General features: G+C 40.0%; 11 protein-coding genes. 4 read left to right on the top strand and 7 right to left on the bottom strand.

Annotated features, from left to right (window positions below):
• The first annotated feature begins 85 nt into the window (after positions 1-85).
• The 3 genes from ACE1CA_RS26460 to ACE1CA_RS26450 all read left to right on the top strand — a co-directional run bounded on the left by ACE1CA_RS26460 (position 86) and on the right by ACE1CA_RS26450 (position 3447).
• Positions 86-490 (top strand): hypothetical protein, encoded by a 405-nt coding sequence (locus ACE1CA_RS26460; protein ID WP_413279332.1) that lies wholly within the window; start codon positions 86-88, stop codon positions 488-490.
• Between the two features lie 24 nt (positions 491-514).
• Positions 515-994 (top strand): peptide-methionine (S)-S-oxide reductase MsrA, encoded by a 480-nt coding sequence (gene msrA, locus ACE1CA_RS26455; RefSeq protein WP_413279333.1) that lies wholly within the window; start codon positions 515-517, stop codon positions 992-994.
• 293 nt (positions 995-1287) lie between these two features.
• On the top strand, positions 1288-3447 hold the full coding sequence (locus ACE1CA_RS26450) for a glycoside hydrolase family 10-like protein (protein ID WP_413279334.1): 2160 nt from the start codon (positions 1288-1290) through the stop codon (positions 3445-3447).
• Positions 3448-3561: 114 nt separating this feature from the next.
• Here ACE1CA_RS26450 and ACE1CA_RS26445 read toward each other — a convergent pair whose 3' ends face one another.
• From ACE1CA_RS26445 to ACE1CA_RS26415, 7 genes are all read right to left on the bottom strand, one after another.
• Positions 3562-4062, bottom strand: coding sequence for a hypothetical protein (locus tag ACE1CA_RS26445; RefSeq protein ID WP_413279335.1), 501 nt, complete (start codon positions 4060-4062; stop codon positions 3562-3564).
• Positions 4063-4529: 467 nt separating this feature from the next.
• A complete protein-coding gene (gloA2, locus tag ACE1CA_RS26440) occupies positions 4530-4916 on the bottom strand; it encodes an SMU1112c/YaeR family gloxylase I-like metalloprotein (RefSeq protein WP_413279336.1) in 387 nt (128 codons plus the stop codon).
• 13 nt (positions 4917-4929) lie between these two features.
• Positions 4930-6543: an FAD-dependent oxidoreductase gene (locus tag ACE1CA_RS26435; protein ID WP_413279337.1), complete on the bottom strand. Its 1614-nt coding sequence runs from the start codon at positions 6541-6543 to the stop codon at positions 4930-4932.
• Between the two features lie 46 nt (positions 6544-6589).
• The gene (locus ACE1CA_RS26430) at positions 6590-7366 is read right to left on the bottom strand and encodes a hypothetical protein (protein WP_413279338.1); all 777 of its coding nucleotides are present in this window, start codon (positions 7364-7366) and stop codon (positions 6590-6592) included.
• Between the two features lie 91 nt (positions 7367-7457).
• Positions 7458-8996 (bottom strand): site-2 protease family protein, encoded by a 1539-nt coding sequence (locus ACE1CA_RS26425; RefSeq protein ID WP_413279339.1) that lies wholly within the window; start codon positions 8994-8996, stop codon positions 7458-7460.
• 60 nt (positions 8997-9056) lie between these two features.
• On the bottom strand, positions 9057-9974 hold the full coding sequence (gene murQ, locus ACE1CA_RS26420; RefSeq protein ID WP_413279340.1) for an N-acetylmuramic acid 6-phosphate etherase: 918 nt from the start codon (positions 9972-9974) through the stop codon (positions 9057-9059).
• A 14-nt stretch (positions 9975-9988) separates the two neighbouring features.
• Entirely contained in the window at positions 9989-10423 is a 435-nt protein-coding gene (locus ACE1CA_RS26415; RefSeq protein ID WP_413279341.1) for a DUF3110 domain-containing protein, read from the bottom strand.
• Positions 10424-10919: 496 nt separating this feature from the next.
• On the opposite strand from ACE1CA_RS26415, the gene ACE1CA_RS26410 reads away from it, so the two are divergent.
• On the top strand, positions 10920-17396 hold the full coding sequence (locus tag ACE1CA_RS26410; RefSeq protein WP_413279342.1) for a translocation/assembly module TamB domain-containing protein: 6477 nt from the start codon (positions 10920-10922) through the stop codon (positions 17394-17396).
• Positions 17397-17412: the final 16 nt, after the last annotated feature.

Here is a 17412-nt window from a genome sequence, read left to right as displayed (position 1 = left end):
TATTCCTCCCCAAGGAGTATGGCTGAAAATTGCCGATTAATTAAGATGTCAGAGTAAACGTCAAGTAAAAACCAAGGAATATCAAGTGATTAAAGTTACTAAAAGTTGGCAGCTAATTTGTAAAATATTTGCGATCGGACTGTTAGTTACTAACATTTGGTTGTTCAACTTACCAACTGCAACAGCAGCAGTTAATACTCCTCACGAAGAGACTCATCTTACTCAAGGAGATTCCAACGTTTCTAAAGCTAGGATTAAACGTATTGACGCTGTTGCAGAATGCAGAAATATTTTAGACCAAGGAAATAACAGCAACACTGCCAAATTAGACAGACCATTAGATAAAATGGGAAACGATCGCGTAGTAGGAGCACTAAAAGCTACCGATAACCCGAATCCGACAGAAGCAGAAGTCGCCTTTAAGCGTTGTCTGGAAGCGAACAAGATTGTACCTCAACCTACAAAGAGCGATCGGCCTCACATTCTATAATTACTTTAAATAACAGAGAAAAACATGGAAAAAGCCACTTTTGCTGCTGGTTGTTTTTGGGGAGTTGAAGAAACTTTTCGTCAAGTTAAAGGCGTTATTTCCACAGCAGTTGGTTACACAGGTGGACATTTTCCTAACCCTTGCCATTTAGATGTTTGTGCTAGAATTACGGGTCATGCAGAATCAGTACAAATCGAGTATGACCCGGCACAAATTACCTATAACGAATTATTAGAAATTTTTTGGAATTGTCACGACCCGACCCAATTAAATCGACAAGGGCCCGATCGAGGCGAACAATACAGATCTGTTATATTTTTTCATAGCTCAGAACAGGAAACTGCTGCTGGCGCATCTAAACAAAAATTGCAAAATTCTGGGAAATATGATAAAGATATTGTCACCGAAATCAAACCAGTTGGAGAATTTTATTTAGCAGCAGAAGAACATCAACAATATTTTGCCAAAAAAAGGCAAAAAATCAGTAATTACCAAGCTTTATAAATTTAGGCTGGGTAGCTGAATATTTTTAGATAACAGAATCATAAGGATTCTTAGAGTCAACATATTGAATATTTCTTAACCAATTATCAAAATTATCTATCTGCTAAAAACGTTTTAATGCTAATCTACTGATTGTTTCCAATTACACCGATCGAGTTATCCAACTCTTAAGTCGGTTGTAATACCAAATTCGGGTTAACAGCACCCTTTTGATATTGAGTAGAGACATTTCATGAAACGTCTCTACAGTAGGCAATAAAAATTTTCCATGAGGTGTGATAGGAGTTAACAGTATGTTTAAAAAGCGCAGATGGTTTCCCCTCTTAATAGCCTTGAGTATGATAGTAGCGATGTTAACGCCAAGCCGATCGTACTCGCAAACAAAACTAGCTGATATTCAAGGACATTGGGCACAACCTTGCATCGAACAGCTAGTGCAAAAACAAATTATTATTAGTTCTGAAGATGGGAATTTTCGCCCAAATTCCCCAGTCAATCGAGCCGAATTTGCTACGATAATTAGTAAAGCTTTTCCTAACCAACCCGTAACTAGAAATGCAATTCGCTTTGCTGATATTCCTTCTAATTATTGGGCAGCTAATAGTATTCGTAAAGCTTATCAAACAGGGTTTATTTCCGCTTATATAGGCGAAAGTTTTAATCCACTGCGAAAGATGACGCGAGAACAAGTATTATTATCTTTAGTAAGTGGTTTAAAATATTCACCTATTCAACCAGTTGAAAAAACATTAAATGCAGTTTTTGATGACGCACAAGAAATACCAAAAACTTCTCGAAGCGCCATTGCTGCTGCTACAGAAAAACTACTAGTCGTCAACTATCCAAATGTCCGTCAACTCAAACCAAATCAAATTGTTACCCGTGCAGAAGTAGCAACTTTCTTATGTCAAGCATTGGGAACTTCTCAAGTAGTTTCTGAACAATATATTGCTAGAATTAATTCTCCCACTGTAACCACAACCGAAATTAGAAACCAAACTCCTCAAACTACAGTAACAGGAACTAAACCCACTCCAGCAACAAATTCTACCTCACAAACAACAGGAACTAAACCTAATTCAGTCTCAAATTCTGCCTCACAAACAACAGGAACTAAACCTACTCCATTGTCAACTTCTGCGACTACTCCTAGATTACCAACCCCGCCTGAAACCACATCCCCAGCAGCAGTTTCTATTACCACACCGAATTCTCAAAATAACATAAATAGAACTAGTCAAACATCGACAAATCCAGCAAATATAAATACTACGCCACGAAATCCCATAGCAATAATTAGAAAACCTACTCCTCAAACCTTAGAAAGAACCACAGAAATTAGAGGCGTTTGGCTGACAAATATTGATAGCGATGTTCTTTTCTATAAAAATAAACTTTCTGATGCAATAAATCGTCTAAAATCACTGAATTTCAACACATTATATCCAACTGTTTGGAATTGGGGTTACACACTTTATCCCAGTAAAGTAGCGGCATCAATAGTAGGAAGTCCCATTCGTTTAGTCACACCAATAGATGAAAATCTCGATCCGAAATTAGGTACAGATAGAGATGTTTTGCAAGAAGTAATTACCCAAGGACATAAACAAGGTATGGCTGTAATTCCTTGGTTTGAATTTGGTTTTATGGCTCCAGCAGATTCTCAAATAGCCAAACTTTACCCTGATTGGATTCTGAAACGTCGAGATGGTAGTTCAATTTGGATTGAAGGGCCACACCAACGAGTTTGGATGAATCCTTTTCACCCAGAAGTGCAGAAATTTATTGAAAGTTTAATCTTAGAAATTGTCACAAAATATGATGTTGATGGTATTCAATTTGATGACCATTTTGGGTTCCCATCAGAATTAGGGTACGACGAATTTACTGTTGCACTTTATCAACAAGAACACGCCGGACAATCTCCTCCAGATGATTTTAAAGACCCTGAATGGATTGCTTGGAGAGCAAATAAAATTACTCAATATATGCAGCGAATTTACCAAGCGATTAAACAGCGTAAACCTACAGTTGTAATTTCTGTATCTCCCAATCCTCAAGAATTTTCCTACAAATATTTTTTGGCTGATTGGCAAACTTGGAGAGAAAAAGGATTTATTGAAGAATTGGTTTTACAAGTTTATCGCAACGACTTGAATCGCTTTATTGAAGAAATTGAACGTCCTGAAGTTGAAGTTGCCAGACAGAGAATTCCGGTTGCGATCGGCATTATGACAGGAGTAAAACCTCAAGCGGTTCCCATATCACAAGTGAAGGAACAAGTAGAAGTTGCTCGGAACTGGGGATTTTCGGGAGTTTCGTTCTTTTTCTATGAAAGTTTGTGGAATTTAGCAAAAGAACCACCTGCACTTAGACAGTCGGCTTTACAAAATATGTTCCCCAATAAGATGCCAAGACCTAATATTTTTGTAGGCTGGAAACCACCTCTTTGAGGGAATGGGGAGATGGGGTGATGGGGGGATGGGGTGATAAGGGAGAATAATTAATTTAACTATCTAATTCTTCTACTTCTTCTACTCCCCCTACCTCTTCCTCCCAGTCCCCAATCACCCATTACTAACAGATGAGATTGTGCTGGCAAAAGCGTTGCCTTGACTTTGGTATTTGGGTGTGAGATTGTTGTCTAGTTTTAGCATTGAACCAGATTTATTTGTGCGATACACCCAACGTTTTTTTCTGCTGGCTACAGTTATTTGCCATCCAGATATTTGTGATTCAATGCAGGGGAAATAAGAGCTTTTGCTATTCAAACAACGATCGCTTACAACCAATAGCTGAGCGTCAACTATCTTTAATTCTGATTCTGGTAATCCCGATCGCTTAGACAAATCATTTACAACAGCATCAGCAACCGATTTAGATAAAGTTGTTTGTGCTACGCGAGAAGTAACAACAACTCTATTGCTCCCATTAACTGATGGTCTAACACCAAAGCATAGTATAGTCGTGAACACTAAAGCTAAAACAAAGGGATTTGGTTGCTTAGTAGTTTTAGCAGTTTTATTAAATTTTGCTTTAATAGCGCCAGTATTAATTGTATTTTCCATAGCAAGCTTAGTGAATCTATGGCGTTAACAAAGAGCATTCTTAGAGGTAGAGACTACACCCCAATTATGGAAGACTCCAGAAAACTTATAAAGTTTTTTATTGGGTGCGCTTAAGATGCTATTGCAATATAGCTTTAAGCCTGATAGAGAGAGACTCAGTAAGAGTCACACTGGCATCACAAAAGGCTTCAAAACAGGCAAGCAGTTGCGCCTAAATAGTATGTGTTCCGCAAAAGGTTGGTTTTTGACGAAACTTCACTGAAACCTTACATTAATAGTTTGCTTGCTATTTCCAGGTTTTAACACCTAGAAAATACGGAATTTACTGTAAAAAAGATTACATTTTATTATACAAATTATTAAGCCGAGCTTACTCCACAAAGTTTCCCAGTCCCCAGTCCCCAATCCCCAGTCCCCAGTCCCCAGTCCCCAGTCCCCAGATTTGTCCCGGAGAATGGTTGGTAGAGCTATTTTTCATAGATTTCTAAAGGCAAATCATCGGGGTCTTTAAAAAAAGTAAATCGCTTGCCTGTAATTTCATCAACTCGAATATTTTCCACTGCTACACCCTGAGATTGAAGACTAGCGACAGCTGCATCAAGATTTTCCACTTGAAAAGCTAAATGTCTAAGTCCACAAGCTTCAGGGTTGTTGGTTCTTTGGGGAGGATTGGGGAAAGAAAAAAGTTCAATTTGGTCATTGTCGCTGACGCGCAAATCTAGTTTATAGGAATTGCGATCGGCCCGAAAAGTTTCTTCAATTACCGAAAAGCCTAAAACATCCACATAGAATTTTTTCGACTTTTGGTAATCTGAACAAATAATGGCAACATGGTGAAAGCCCGTAGTTTTCATAATTCCTAAAAATTTAAGCTACAAAAACACTACCCAAAGCAGATTCCATCTCGCCTAACCTAGTAGCTTCAGCAATTTTAGGAATGCCAAAAATGCGAGGTAAACGTTTAGTATCTGCTAAAACTTGTCTAACTTCTCGATTTTTCACATCTGCCAAATTTCTGTTGCTTAGTAGTGCGATCGCAGCTGCAATACCTAAAGCTTGACCGACACCAGAATTATACTCTACAATTCTGCCCGAAGCTGGAGCCATCCCAGTAAAACCAGAACCCGGACTAACAACCGCTAAGTTACGCACATTCCTAATTAAAGTATGTTGAAAACCAACATTATAAATAGGTACCTGAAAAGCAAGTTGAGTAAAACCCTTGGCATAAGCTTTTTCACCAATGCCTTTAATTCCCCCCCGCACGTCAAAATGATAGCCAAAAGTACCCAAAGCTTCCTTACTAGAAACACCTCCCATTAACATATTCGTACCATCAAGAGGTTCGACAACACCAGTAACATTTCCAGCGTGTCTAATATAAAGTTCGGTAGCTGGAATTAAGTCACTTGCACCAATACTTTTAAACCATTTTTCCAGGTAATTCATTTCTGACAACATGGGCAAATTTGGTTTAGCGCCACCCCTAGCTAAAGCTTCTGCTGTGGAACCATTTACAGCGAATAAAAGAGAATTCCAAGAAAGTCTTCCTCCGGGAAGAATGGCGATATTTGCTTTATCAAAAAGTATTCCTGATTCATTGAGAGAAAACTTTAAATTGCGGAAAGAATGGTAAGCTACCGAAAGGGCGGGCGATCGCACTAAAATATCATCAGTTCCTACTACAAGAGTTTTGAAATTTCCCTTAGTATCTACCATATCTTTACGCAATTGTTGTACTAGCTGGTCATTGTTTCCCGCAGCTTTCCATAACCACTCTTGAGCTTCTATATCTGAGAAATTAGTAAAGCGTTTGAGTAGCTTTAATTCAAAATTTCTGAGTTCGGTAATTGTGAGTCCTTGAGTTTCAAAAACTAAGGTAACAGGTAACTCAGATTCCGGCAAACCAAAAGTTTCAAAACCTCTTAATTTTCTGACTCCTGCTGCTTGAGCTAATTCAGCATGGACGGTAGAATCAATAAATTGATTAGCAGTGAAAGTTTCGCCAGTAAAAGTGGTGATACTAACCAATTTATCAGCTTGTTTATTAACAAATTTAATTCCTACATTGCTAATATAATCGATTTTAGTTTCCGTTAGCATTTGCCTGAGAACAGCGTTACCTTTGCTAGGGTCGAGGGAAACAGCACGAACACCCGCTTTTTGCAAAAATTCTTTGTAAATAGCTGGAGGGTCGCCAAAGGTATCTAAACCAAGCGAATCTCTCACTGATTTATCAATTTGGCTTCTATCTAAACAAACCAATCCGCCTCTGATTAAATGACCGCCAATTCCTTGGTATAAATCACCTTTGGATAGTAAAAGAATTCTGGGATATTTATTAGTACGACGGCGATATTCTCTAGCAGCAGCAACTACAGCAAATACCCCAGGAAGCTCATCACCAAAACAGATAATATCGTAGTTACGTACTCCACTAGCGGCGGATTGAATTCGCAGCAAAGAATTAATATCAATCAACCTAAGTAACTCCCATTAACTTAAAGTAATTGTTCGCAATTTGTGCTTACTGACCCGGAAGTGCTGGTAAACCAGTTTGTCGCCAAAATTGATTAAAACTTTGGGGTTGAATAAAGCGCCATGCTGTTAAACCTAAGACCACAAAGATGAGTACACTTATCAGAGTACCAGCTATTTTTACTGGCAAATTATTGTTACTAGACCTTTGTCGGGTTGGAGTTTCCGCAGCTGAGGCGGGTCCAGTCATGACGGGGGAATTTGCGGGAGTTGGGGCTGTTTCTGTAGGGTTTGGTTGAGAAATTGTTGCTGCTGTTTCTGAATTACTAAAGGTTTGTAGTTTTTGAGTTATTGCTGGTGGTCGCTGTTTTGTGCGTACCCATTGTAATAGTGCTGCTGTGGTAATTCCGCAAAGATTGGGTGTATTTAAAGCGGGAATTCGTTGCAGAATTGGTTGAGAGTTGGAAACAAAAACTACTAAATTATCGGGGTTTTCTTGAGCAAAACCGTACATACATTGAGCTACAGATACTACTAATCTGGCTTGCTTGCTTAAGTTTTGTCCAGCAGCAGGATTAATTGTAGGATGAACAGCATGAGCGTTGGTTAGTTGCCAACCGCTTTCGGGAAAAAAGCGGGTAAATTCTCTGGCTGTTTTTTCTATATTTTGTTCTGAGGCACGACCTGTGAGAAATTCGATTTCGTCATAGATTACTTGGGGGAGGTAGCAGTTGCCAATGCGGGAGTATTCTTGCCATTCGCGGGTGCTGCTACCTATGATGGCGCTGAGGTCGAGAAGAATTGCAATTGGTGCTGTTGTTGCCATGACCGTCACTTGATTTTAGGTTTTAGATTTTAGATTTTAGATTGTTTTTGGTCATGATTTGTTCGATCGCTAACTGTGAACGATCGCTCATCTAAAATAGATTATTTGCACCCCCAATTCCCAATCTTCCCGCAATTCCGGGAGTCAGGGGAATTAGGGTGGTAATCATCAAAAACAAGGCTAACAAACCTAATGCTGCTCTAGCATCATCTGGTTCGGTAATTTCGTTTAAACTAGGGCGTTCTAAATCTCTTTGTAGGAACAAAATGATGATTGCCCAATAAATCGCGATGGGATTAGCAAAAGCGGCGATCGCCAAAAAGATAAAAGTTGCTAACGTGACTCTAGAAGCAATTTTCCGCCCATAAATTGCGTGAACTATGCGACCTCCATCTAATTGTCCAGCTGGCATAGTATTCAAGGCAGTAATTACTAAACCTAACCAACCAATTATTGCTAGGGGATGCACGTCAACTAAAGATTGTTGCAATGTGGAACCTAACACAACTTTGGCTAAAGTTCCTACTAAAATTGAACCTTGAAAAAACTCAGCGGGAACTTGGAAAAAACTGCCTTCATGGGAAAGAATCAAACCAATAATTAACATTAACAAAGAAACTATACCTCCGGCTGCTGGCCCTGCGATCGCAATATCAAACATAACTTTTCGATTTGGTAAAAGCGATTCAAAGCGAGTAATTGCGCCGAAAGAACCTAACTGCCAAGCGGGAATAAAATAAGGTAAACTTAAGCGAATTTTATAGCGTTTAGCCATGACTCTGTGACCAATTTCATGGACTAGTAAAATTGCTAAAATCCCTCCGGCGATCGGTAATACTTCTTGAATTCTGCCTAAATTGTTGAACAAATCAAAACCCAAGAAGAAACCAGCAGTTTCTAAACAAGTAGCTATAGTCGCTAACAGCAAAATCAAAGCTAAAAACTTTTGACTTAAAGTAGAAGGTTTCGGGTCATTGCTGCTAGGTAAAACTACAATTGTGGGTTTTCCTTCAGGATTTTCAATCATAAATAGCCGATAGCGATCGCTCAATCTTTCCTGTAAAGCAGCAGTTAATCGATTGTGAGTTGCTTCGGCTTCGCCGCGCAAATTTCCCTTAAAAATTGCACCTTCTTGATAGGGAATTGTTTCTGTGGCAAAAAAGGTATCAATGCCAAAAATTCCTTGAATTACTTTGAGGTCTTGTTCGGGAATCGGTATTGGTTCTTTAATTCCAAATAATTCTGACTGCGCCTTACCATTGTCTGATTCAGGTACTTGCGAAGGCTGTTCTGCTGCTGGGCGTTGCGAATCTTGATTAGATTGAACCATCTTAGCAGCTTTTTCTCGCAGTACCACATCTTGACCAGCGGCGCGGAGTTGTCTACCTAAGAAAATATATAAACCAGATGAAAGCACCAACATCAACAAAATAGCGGCTATATTAATGTAAATTCCCGCCGCAAACAACCCAAAGAATAACAGCCAAGGAGCCATTAATACTACTGATTGTAACCATGCTAAAATGCCGATTTTTCCGAAGGGTTTAGCCCGAAAAAATCCCCAACTTAGTATTCCTAAAGCAACTAACACAATTAGTGCTATTATAGGAGTTTCTGATGCCGTAAACATTTCCAAAAAATTTGCTCCTTAAAAACTTTAACTTAATTTGTAGTAATTTAAAAGGCAATTTCAAAGTTGATTTTGAGAATTCTGTACAGCTTGTCTGAGGTTTCCTTGATTGGCAATTAACAGCTTTTCACCTTGTTCTCGGTCTAATCCTGTCCAGTGCATGAGTAAAGCTAATTTTACATTGCCACTATTTTCTAGTAAATTGGCAGCAGCATCCCTGTTTAGATTGGTAAGGTCTTGGATAATTCGCAAAGCTCGATCGCGCAATTTACTGTTAGTAACTGCCACATCGACCATGCGATTGCCGTAAACTTTGCCCAGTTGTACCATTACGCCAGTTGAGAGAATATTTAAAGCCATTTTAGTCACTGTTCCGGCTTTTAATCTCGTAGAACCTGCTAAAATTTCTGGCCCGACTAACAATCTAATGTCAATATCCACATCGCAGCTAAATTGTTCTTGGGGGACGCAAGCCATAAAAATAGTAGTAGCGCCCCGACTTTTGGCGGCTTGTAAAGCACCGTGAACGAAGGGTGTAGTTCCACCAGCGGTGATTCCCACTACTACGTCTAATGGAGAGATTTCTTTTTGGACGATCGCAGCTGCACCATCCTCCGCCCGATCTTCCAACGCTTCCGAACTCCGCACCAAAGCATCAGCACCGCCAGCGATAATTCCCTGTACCAACTCTGGAGGCGTACAAAAGGTGGGGGGACATTCGGCTGCATCTAAAACGCCCAAACGCCCGCTAGTTCCCGCGCCGACATAAAACAGCCTTCCGCCTTGACGTAACGCTTTGGCTGTGGTAGCGATCGCTTCCGCGAGGGGAAGACGGGCTTTAGCGATCGCGGCTATAGTTTGTCGATCCTCTTGATTAAACAGATCCACCAATTCCAAACAACTTAATCGATCTAAGTTTTGGCTATTCGGGTTAATCTGTTCCGTCAGAAGATGACCGCGTTCTTCTAATTGTTTCATGACATCTCTCAAAATTAAAGTAACCCTTCCAGCCTACGGCGAATACTATCCAATTCTGCATCTGACATTTCTGATTCTGATTCCTCCTCAGATTCATCAGACTCAGCTAAATCCAGTTCATCATCGAAGTCATCTTCAAATTCTGCATCAAACTCATCATCTATTTGCCAATCAGTTTCTTCGACGTTCGCTTCTGGGGGTAGAGTTAATTCGCCCTCAGAAACGAGTTCCCAGCCATAGCCAGTACTTTCACAAAACTGCTTGATTTCCTCATCGTCGATCGATTCCACCGTCGCAGGCGGAAAGTCTTGTGCTTCCAGCATTAAACTATAGCGGGTAGCATCGTCTTCTGACTCGAACATCAGCACTTTATTGTGATCGCCAATCTGAAGGGTATGAATTCCTTCATTATCGGTACCAGCATTGAATAACAGAACGAATACACGCATGGTCTTTACTTTGCTTTTGCGCTCATCAGTTATTTATATTACTAACCAAGAGCGATCGTATTGCTAATTGGTTTAAACTGACACATTTTGGTACTCAAAAGGAACCCGGAACAGGGGAAACTTTAACCCAGGATTTACAGATTTACCAGATTTCTTGATTAATCCTGATTATCTTGCAAATCAATAAATCCCGATCGAGTTTCTAGTTAGCGAGTGGGAAAAATCTTTGACTATTTAATCCTTGAATTGTGCAGATGTGGGATAAAATGCTGTTCAGCTAAATTCTGATGCTATCTTAAAGGATGTTTGAAAAAAGTCGGTGGTTAAAACCGCGACTAGACAAACTCTCGTCTGCTTGACAAGGACTCTAGAATCAAGCAATTTAGGAACCTGTGAAGGGCAGATTTTGTCTGTATAGCCAACGACTAAAGTCGTAGAGACGACGATAATTAGTGCTTTTCAAACATCTACTTAGCTTGCCAGGTGTGAGGTTGTGATGACAAATTCCCCAGATCCAAATTCGGATAACGAAACCGAACAAACTAGAAACCGTCGTGTATGGCTGTTGTGGCTAAGTCGTGCTGGGCTTGGTTTTGGTGTAATTGCGCTTATAGGTATACTTGCGGGTGCTTGGTGGGCGTGGGTTTTTATCAATCGAGATTTAGCGCCCTTAGTGGAAAAAAATGTCAGCGATTTATTTCAAAGACCTGTAAATTTAGGTAAATTAGAGAGATTTACTTTCAATAGTTTAAGGTTTGGTGCTTCTAGCGTACCACCAACGGCGACCGATCTCGATCGCGCTTCCGCCCAAGCAGTAGATGTCAATTTTAATCTGTTAGACTTACTTTTTACCAGAACTTTAAATCTCGATATTACTTTAGTTAATCCTGATGTTTTCATCGAACAAAGTCCTGATGGGCGTTGGATTACTACTCAACTTAAACAATCTGAAGAAGAAGGGCCGATTACTACCAATGTAGACTCGATTCGGGTGAGTAATGCTAATGTGGTACTCCTTCCTCAAGCTAAATTAACTAATCCCAGAATACCAGTTAATGTTAATCCAATTTCTGCGACTGTAGACTTTTTAGATAATGGTCAAAGATTCCGGTTTAATGCGGAAGGGCGAATTGTCCAAACTACTAACAATCAATCATCTAATAATCAAGCTACTTTTAGAACCAATGGCGAATTTTTAGTTTCTTCTCAACAGTTAAATGCTCAAGTACGAGCGCAAAATATTCCAGTTCGAGAGATCGATCGCTTAGTTCAAATTCCTAATGCTGATATCATAGCAGGTCAAGTCAGCGGTAACTTAAATGTCAGATATAATGCCCAAAATACTCAAGAATTACCTTTTGTTTCAGGAGTCGCGACTTTACAAAATGTTGCTCTCACCAGTCCCCAATTACCAGCACCAATTGTTAATACTAATGGTGTAGTTAACTTTACTGGTAGAGGATTAAACTTAAATAATTTTTCCGCTTCTTTAGGACAAATTCCCGTTCAACTTGGGGGAAGTGCGGATTTAGATAAAGGGTTAAATTTAGATGTCACAGTTCCGAATGCGAATGTGGCAAATTTAACTCAAACTTTCAAAGTTAAACCACCAGTTCCGGTGAGTGGGGAAGTAAGATTAGTCTCAAAAGTAACTGGAACTGTTGACTCACCAACTATTTTAGGGCGAGTTAGCACCACGAAACAAGCCCAAGTTGATAAACTGAATTTTCGAGATATTAGCACTAACTTTGCTTTTGCGCCGCAAACAGGCGAAATAATTATTTCTGAGATCCAAATTGTCCCTGTTTCTGGGGGAAGAATCACAGGTAAAGGTAATGCGAAATTAGGTGAATCTGGGGGAGTGGCGTTAGATTTACAAGCGCAGGATTTGGCTGGAGATGCGATCGCCAAAATCTACAACGTAAATCTTCCTGCTAACATTACTATTGGCAATATTAACGCCCAAACTCAAGTTTCCGGCCCATTAAATAATATTCGCATCGCCACTAATTTTCAAGCTCCTCAAGGTACTTACCCGTTAAACGGAGAAGTAATAATTAATAATGGCGAAATTCGGTTAACAAATGCTACTGCCCAAGTACCAGGCGGAAACGTTCAAGCATCAGCTAGAATAGCAAATAATCGTTGGCAAGCCACAGTTCAAGCCGCCCAACTTCCAGTTAATAGCATCCTAGCAATTACCCAAACAGCTAACCAAAACCAACAACAAAATCAGCCAGAAATTCCCCCAACAATTCGCCAAGGAAGAATCACCGGAACCGTAAATTTAGCCGGAAATCTTGACTCTTTCCAACTAGGAGATATTACAGCAAACGCCCAAGGAAACTTACAAGTTGCTGGCGGAAACATTCGCCTTAGTCAAGCCGAGTTAAATCAAGGAAGTTGGCGAGGTTTAGTCAACGCTTCCGGCATTAACCTAGCACTTTTCCCCCAAGTTCCCCCACAATTTCGATCGACTTTTAACGGACAATTCCGCGTAGCTGGAAACCTCAACGCCCCTACAACAAATATTCAAGCAACAGGACAAGGAAACATCAATGTTGCCGGGGGAAATGCCCAAATCTCTCAAGTAGCATTAAACAATGGTAATTGGAGTGCTACAGTTAGAGCTAATAACATTAACTTAGGACAATTAGCCGAAGTTCCCCCAGAATTACAAGCACCTTTTAACGGACAATTCCGCTTAACAGGAAATTTAAATGAACCTGGAACTAACAATATTACAGCAGTAGGTTCGGGAAATATTCAAGTAGCTGGCGGTAATGTTAACCTTCGCAACTTAGCACTCAATCAAGGCAATTTTAAAGCCACAATTGCAGCATCAGGAGTCCAATTATCACGCCTTCCTCAAGTACCAAAAGGATTACCAATTGGCGCACTTAACGGACTATTTCAAGTTACCGGAAACTTAAATAATCTTACCGCCCAAAATCAATCTCCTCTTAACCAAATTGTAGTTTCTGGACAAGGAAACTTACAACTTGCTGGCGGAAATGTACGGCTGAGTCAAGTGCGATTAGATCGAGGAAATTTCCAAGCTTCAGTTAATGCAAATAATGTCCAAGTATCGCGTTTTACCCAAGTACCAAATAATTTCCAAGGTACATTTAACGGAACATTAACAGCTAAGGGAAATCTTGCCAATTTAACCGCCGAAAATGCTCAATCTCCCTTGAATCAAATTCAAGCAACTGCAACAGGAACTTTGCAAACTCCTAGCGGAAATTTACGATTGCAACAAGTTGAATTAAATCAAGGCAATTTTATCGCAAGAGTTAATACAAATAATTTCCCTGTGGGAAGTTTACCGCAAGTTCCCCAGGGATTTCAAGGTACATTTAGCGGCGAATTACAAGCTAGAGGAAATCTAAATTCATTAACTAATCTGCAACCAAATCAAACTCCTCTGTCCGAAATTCAAGCCAGCGCCCAAGGAGTTTTAAGAATTCCTAATGATGGCACAATTCAATTGCGCCAAGCAACATTAAATCAAGGAAACTGGCAAGTAGATTTGAATGCTAATCGGTTACAATTAGCACGTTTACCCCAAGTACCGCCACAATTTAAAGGAACATTTAACGGACAATTACAAGCTAGGGGAAATGTTGCCAGTTTGACCCAAAAATCGGATAATCCGTTATCAGGAATTGAGGGTATTGGACGGGGAACATTACAAACTGCGGGTGGTACAGTTGAAATTAGAGAAGCACAAATAAGCCAAGGACGTTGGGCGGCGGCTGTTAATTTAGCCCAAGTACAATTAAGTCAGTTTTCTAACCAATTTAAAGGTAGAGTTAACGGTAACTTAAAAGTAGGAGGAAGTTTAGCTGCACTAACTCAACAAAAGGGTTCTCCTTTAGCAGATATTCAAGCTACTGGTGATTTAAACTTTACCCAAACACCTTATTTAGATCGTCCTTTAAATGTCGCTTTTCAATGGAATGGGCAACAATTAGAAATTCAACGGGCGACAGCACCTGGACTTAATGCTAGTGGAACTATTACTGCGAGTTTTGATCAAAAAAATACGCCGCAAATTGGTAATGTAAATTTGAATGTGCAAGCGGAAGATTTTAACTTACAAACTTTGCCGATAACTTTACCGCAAAATGTGGCTTTGTCGGGGTTAGTTGATTTTAATGGGCAAATTTCAGGACAGTTAAATGCTTTAAATGTTAATGGTCAAGTTGGATTACAAAATTTAGTGGTTGGTGAGTTTAAATTTGACCCGAATTTGCGAGGGAATATTACTGCAACGGCGGGTAGCGGAATAAATTTACAACTGCAAGGACAACAAGACCAAATTGCTGTTCAGTTAAATCAAAATTACCGCCCAGAAAGTTTGCTATTCCGTCGGGGTGAGACTTTAGCGCAGGGGAGAAGACAGGGGGATTTATTCTTATTAGATTTGGCAAATGTCCCTGTAGCGACGGTGAAGAATTTAGCTCAAAGTTTTGTGAATTTACCACCGGAATTAGTCGTTCAACAAGTTAGCGGTAATCTTTCGGGAAATTTGGCGATTAATTTTGATACATTGAGTGTAGAAGGGCGAAATGTGGCGATCGCAAAACCCAGAATCGGAGAACTACAAGGAGATTCCTTAGTCGCTAATTTCCGCTACAATAATGGCACATTAGAAATTATCAGCAGTCAATTACAACAAGGTGAAAGTATTTACGCCCTAAGCGGTACCGCAACTCAACTATTAACTCAAACTCCCCAAGTTCAAGGAAAAGTTACTGTTGATAAAGGCAAAATTCAGAACGTTTTAGCTGCTCTTGATTGGTTAAATTTACAAGGTTTTGGTACTAAAAGAGGAGAGGTTGGTACCGCTGCAAATGTGCCAACTACGCCAGTAGGATTACCAGATGCTAACTTAAGGACGCAACTACAAAGATTTTCCGAAGTTACCTCTTTACTCGCACAGGAACGTGCGGAAAATAGAAGAGGATTTTCCATCCCAGATATTACAGAATTGCGGGGTAATTTTAACGGGACAGTTGATTTTGCAGGAACTCTACCGACAAATATTCAAGCTAGTTTTAATCTCCAAGGTAATGATTGGCAATTGGGTACTTACAAAGCTGACCAAGTAGTTGCTCAAGGAACGTACAATAATGGTAGTTTGAATGTTCAAAACTTACAATTAGAATCCCAAAATAGAAGAATAGCATTTACTGGAATTTTAGGAACTGATAAACAAAATGGAGTTTTACAGATCCAAAACTTTCCTTTGGAAACGGTTAACCAGATTTTAGAGTTACCTGTTTATCTTACTGGAAATCTAGATGCAACAGTTAATATAGCTGGAGATTTAAATAACCCTTCCGCTAGCGGTCAATTAACTGTTAAAAATGGTACTTTGGATGGAACAAAGATAGAATCTGCGCTGGCGAGTTTTAGCTATCAAGATGCTAGGTTAACTCTGGATTCTCAAGTATTAATTAATCCACCACAACCGATCGTAATTTCTGGTAGCATTCCTTTTAAATTACCTTTTGCTAAAGTTCAACCAGCTAACAATCAAATTAGCCTGAGTGTTAACGTCCAAGATGAGGGATTAGCTTTAATTAACTTGGTGACAAATCAACAAGTCCGATGGGTAAATGGTAGTGGACAAGCACAGTTAACAGTGGGGGGAACTTTAGAACGTCCAATACCTAAAGGATTTGTGAATTTGCAGAAAGCGACTCTTGGGGGTCAGTTACTTGCAGAAGATTTGAAAAATGTTAACGGACAGATACAATTTGAAGGCGATCGCATAGTCGTAGAAAATCTTACAGGAAACTTCCCGCAAGGACAAGTAATTGCCCAAGGAACTCTTCCTATTTTCACACCTTTAGACTCCCAAGACCCCGCCCGTCAAAATCCTCTCACGATCGTTCTTGACCAAGCGAGAATTAACCTGAGAGGATTGTATGGAGGTCTGGTCGATGGTAGAGTCACCATAATTGGTGCAGCAGTCAATCCTACAATTGGCGGACAAGTAAATTTACTAGATGGTCAACTTTCTTTACCGCAAACTCCCGCTACCGTTGCTACTGTAAACCAAACAGGAACTACTAACCAAAATCTAGTTGTTGAATTTCAAAATTTCCAAATCGGATTAAGCGATAGGGTTAACATTGCTTTACAACCAATTCTCGCTTTCCGAGGTAGCGGGATTTTAACACTTGGAGGTTCTTTAGATAATCCTCGTCCAGAAGGTTCGATCGTATTACGAAGAGGTTCGGTTAACTTATTCGCCGCTCGGTTTAGACTAGATCGTGGTTACGATAATACAGCATTGTTCGTTCCCGATCGAGGATTCAATCCCTTTTTAAACGTCAGATTGTTAACTACCGTCTCGGAAGTCACTCGTTTTCGTTTACCTGCTTCCGCTTTTAGTTCGGAAATTAGTGATGTTCCCGCGACAGGTTTCGGCAGTTTACAATCAGTGAGGGTGATAGCGACCGTTCGCGGCTGGGCGAATCAATTAGGTGTAAATCCCGATGTTAATGTAGCATCATCTCAAATTATCGAATTAACCAGCGATCCTCCCCGCAGCGAATCAGAAATTGTAGCTTTGATTGGTGGTAGTTTTATTAATAGTCTCGGTCAAGGTGGCGATGGACTTGCAGGGTTAGCTGGAATTGCTAGTTCGGTAGTTTTGCCCGGTTTAGAAGGATTTTTTGGCGATATTGGCGAAAGACTGGGATTAAGCGAGTTTCGCATCTTCCCCACAGTCATCACTTCTGGAAGAGAAAGTTCTAACTCAGTATTAGGTGTAGCCGCAGAAGTTGGGGTTGATATTACTAAGAATTTATCGGCTTCTGTGCTAAGAATTTTAACTGACGATCAACCCACTCAATTTGGTTTGCGCTATCGTTTCAATCCAGAATTTACACTGCGCGGTTCTACGGATTTTTCTGGTGATACTAGGGCAATTCTGGAGTTTCAAAGAAGATTTTAATAGGGAAAGTTGTGAA

Source organism: Floridaenema evergladense BLCC-F167 (assembly GCF_041929205.2).
In the GTDB taxonomy this organism is placed as follows: Bacteria; Cyanobacteriota; Cyanobacteriia; order Cyanobacteriales; family Aerosakkonemataceae; genus Floridanema; species Floridanema evergladense.
Note: the sequence above shows the minus strand (reverse complement) of the source record. Positions and strands in the feature narration are given on the sequence as shown.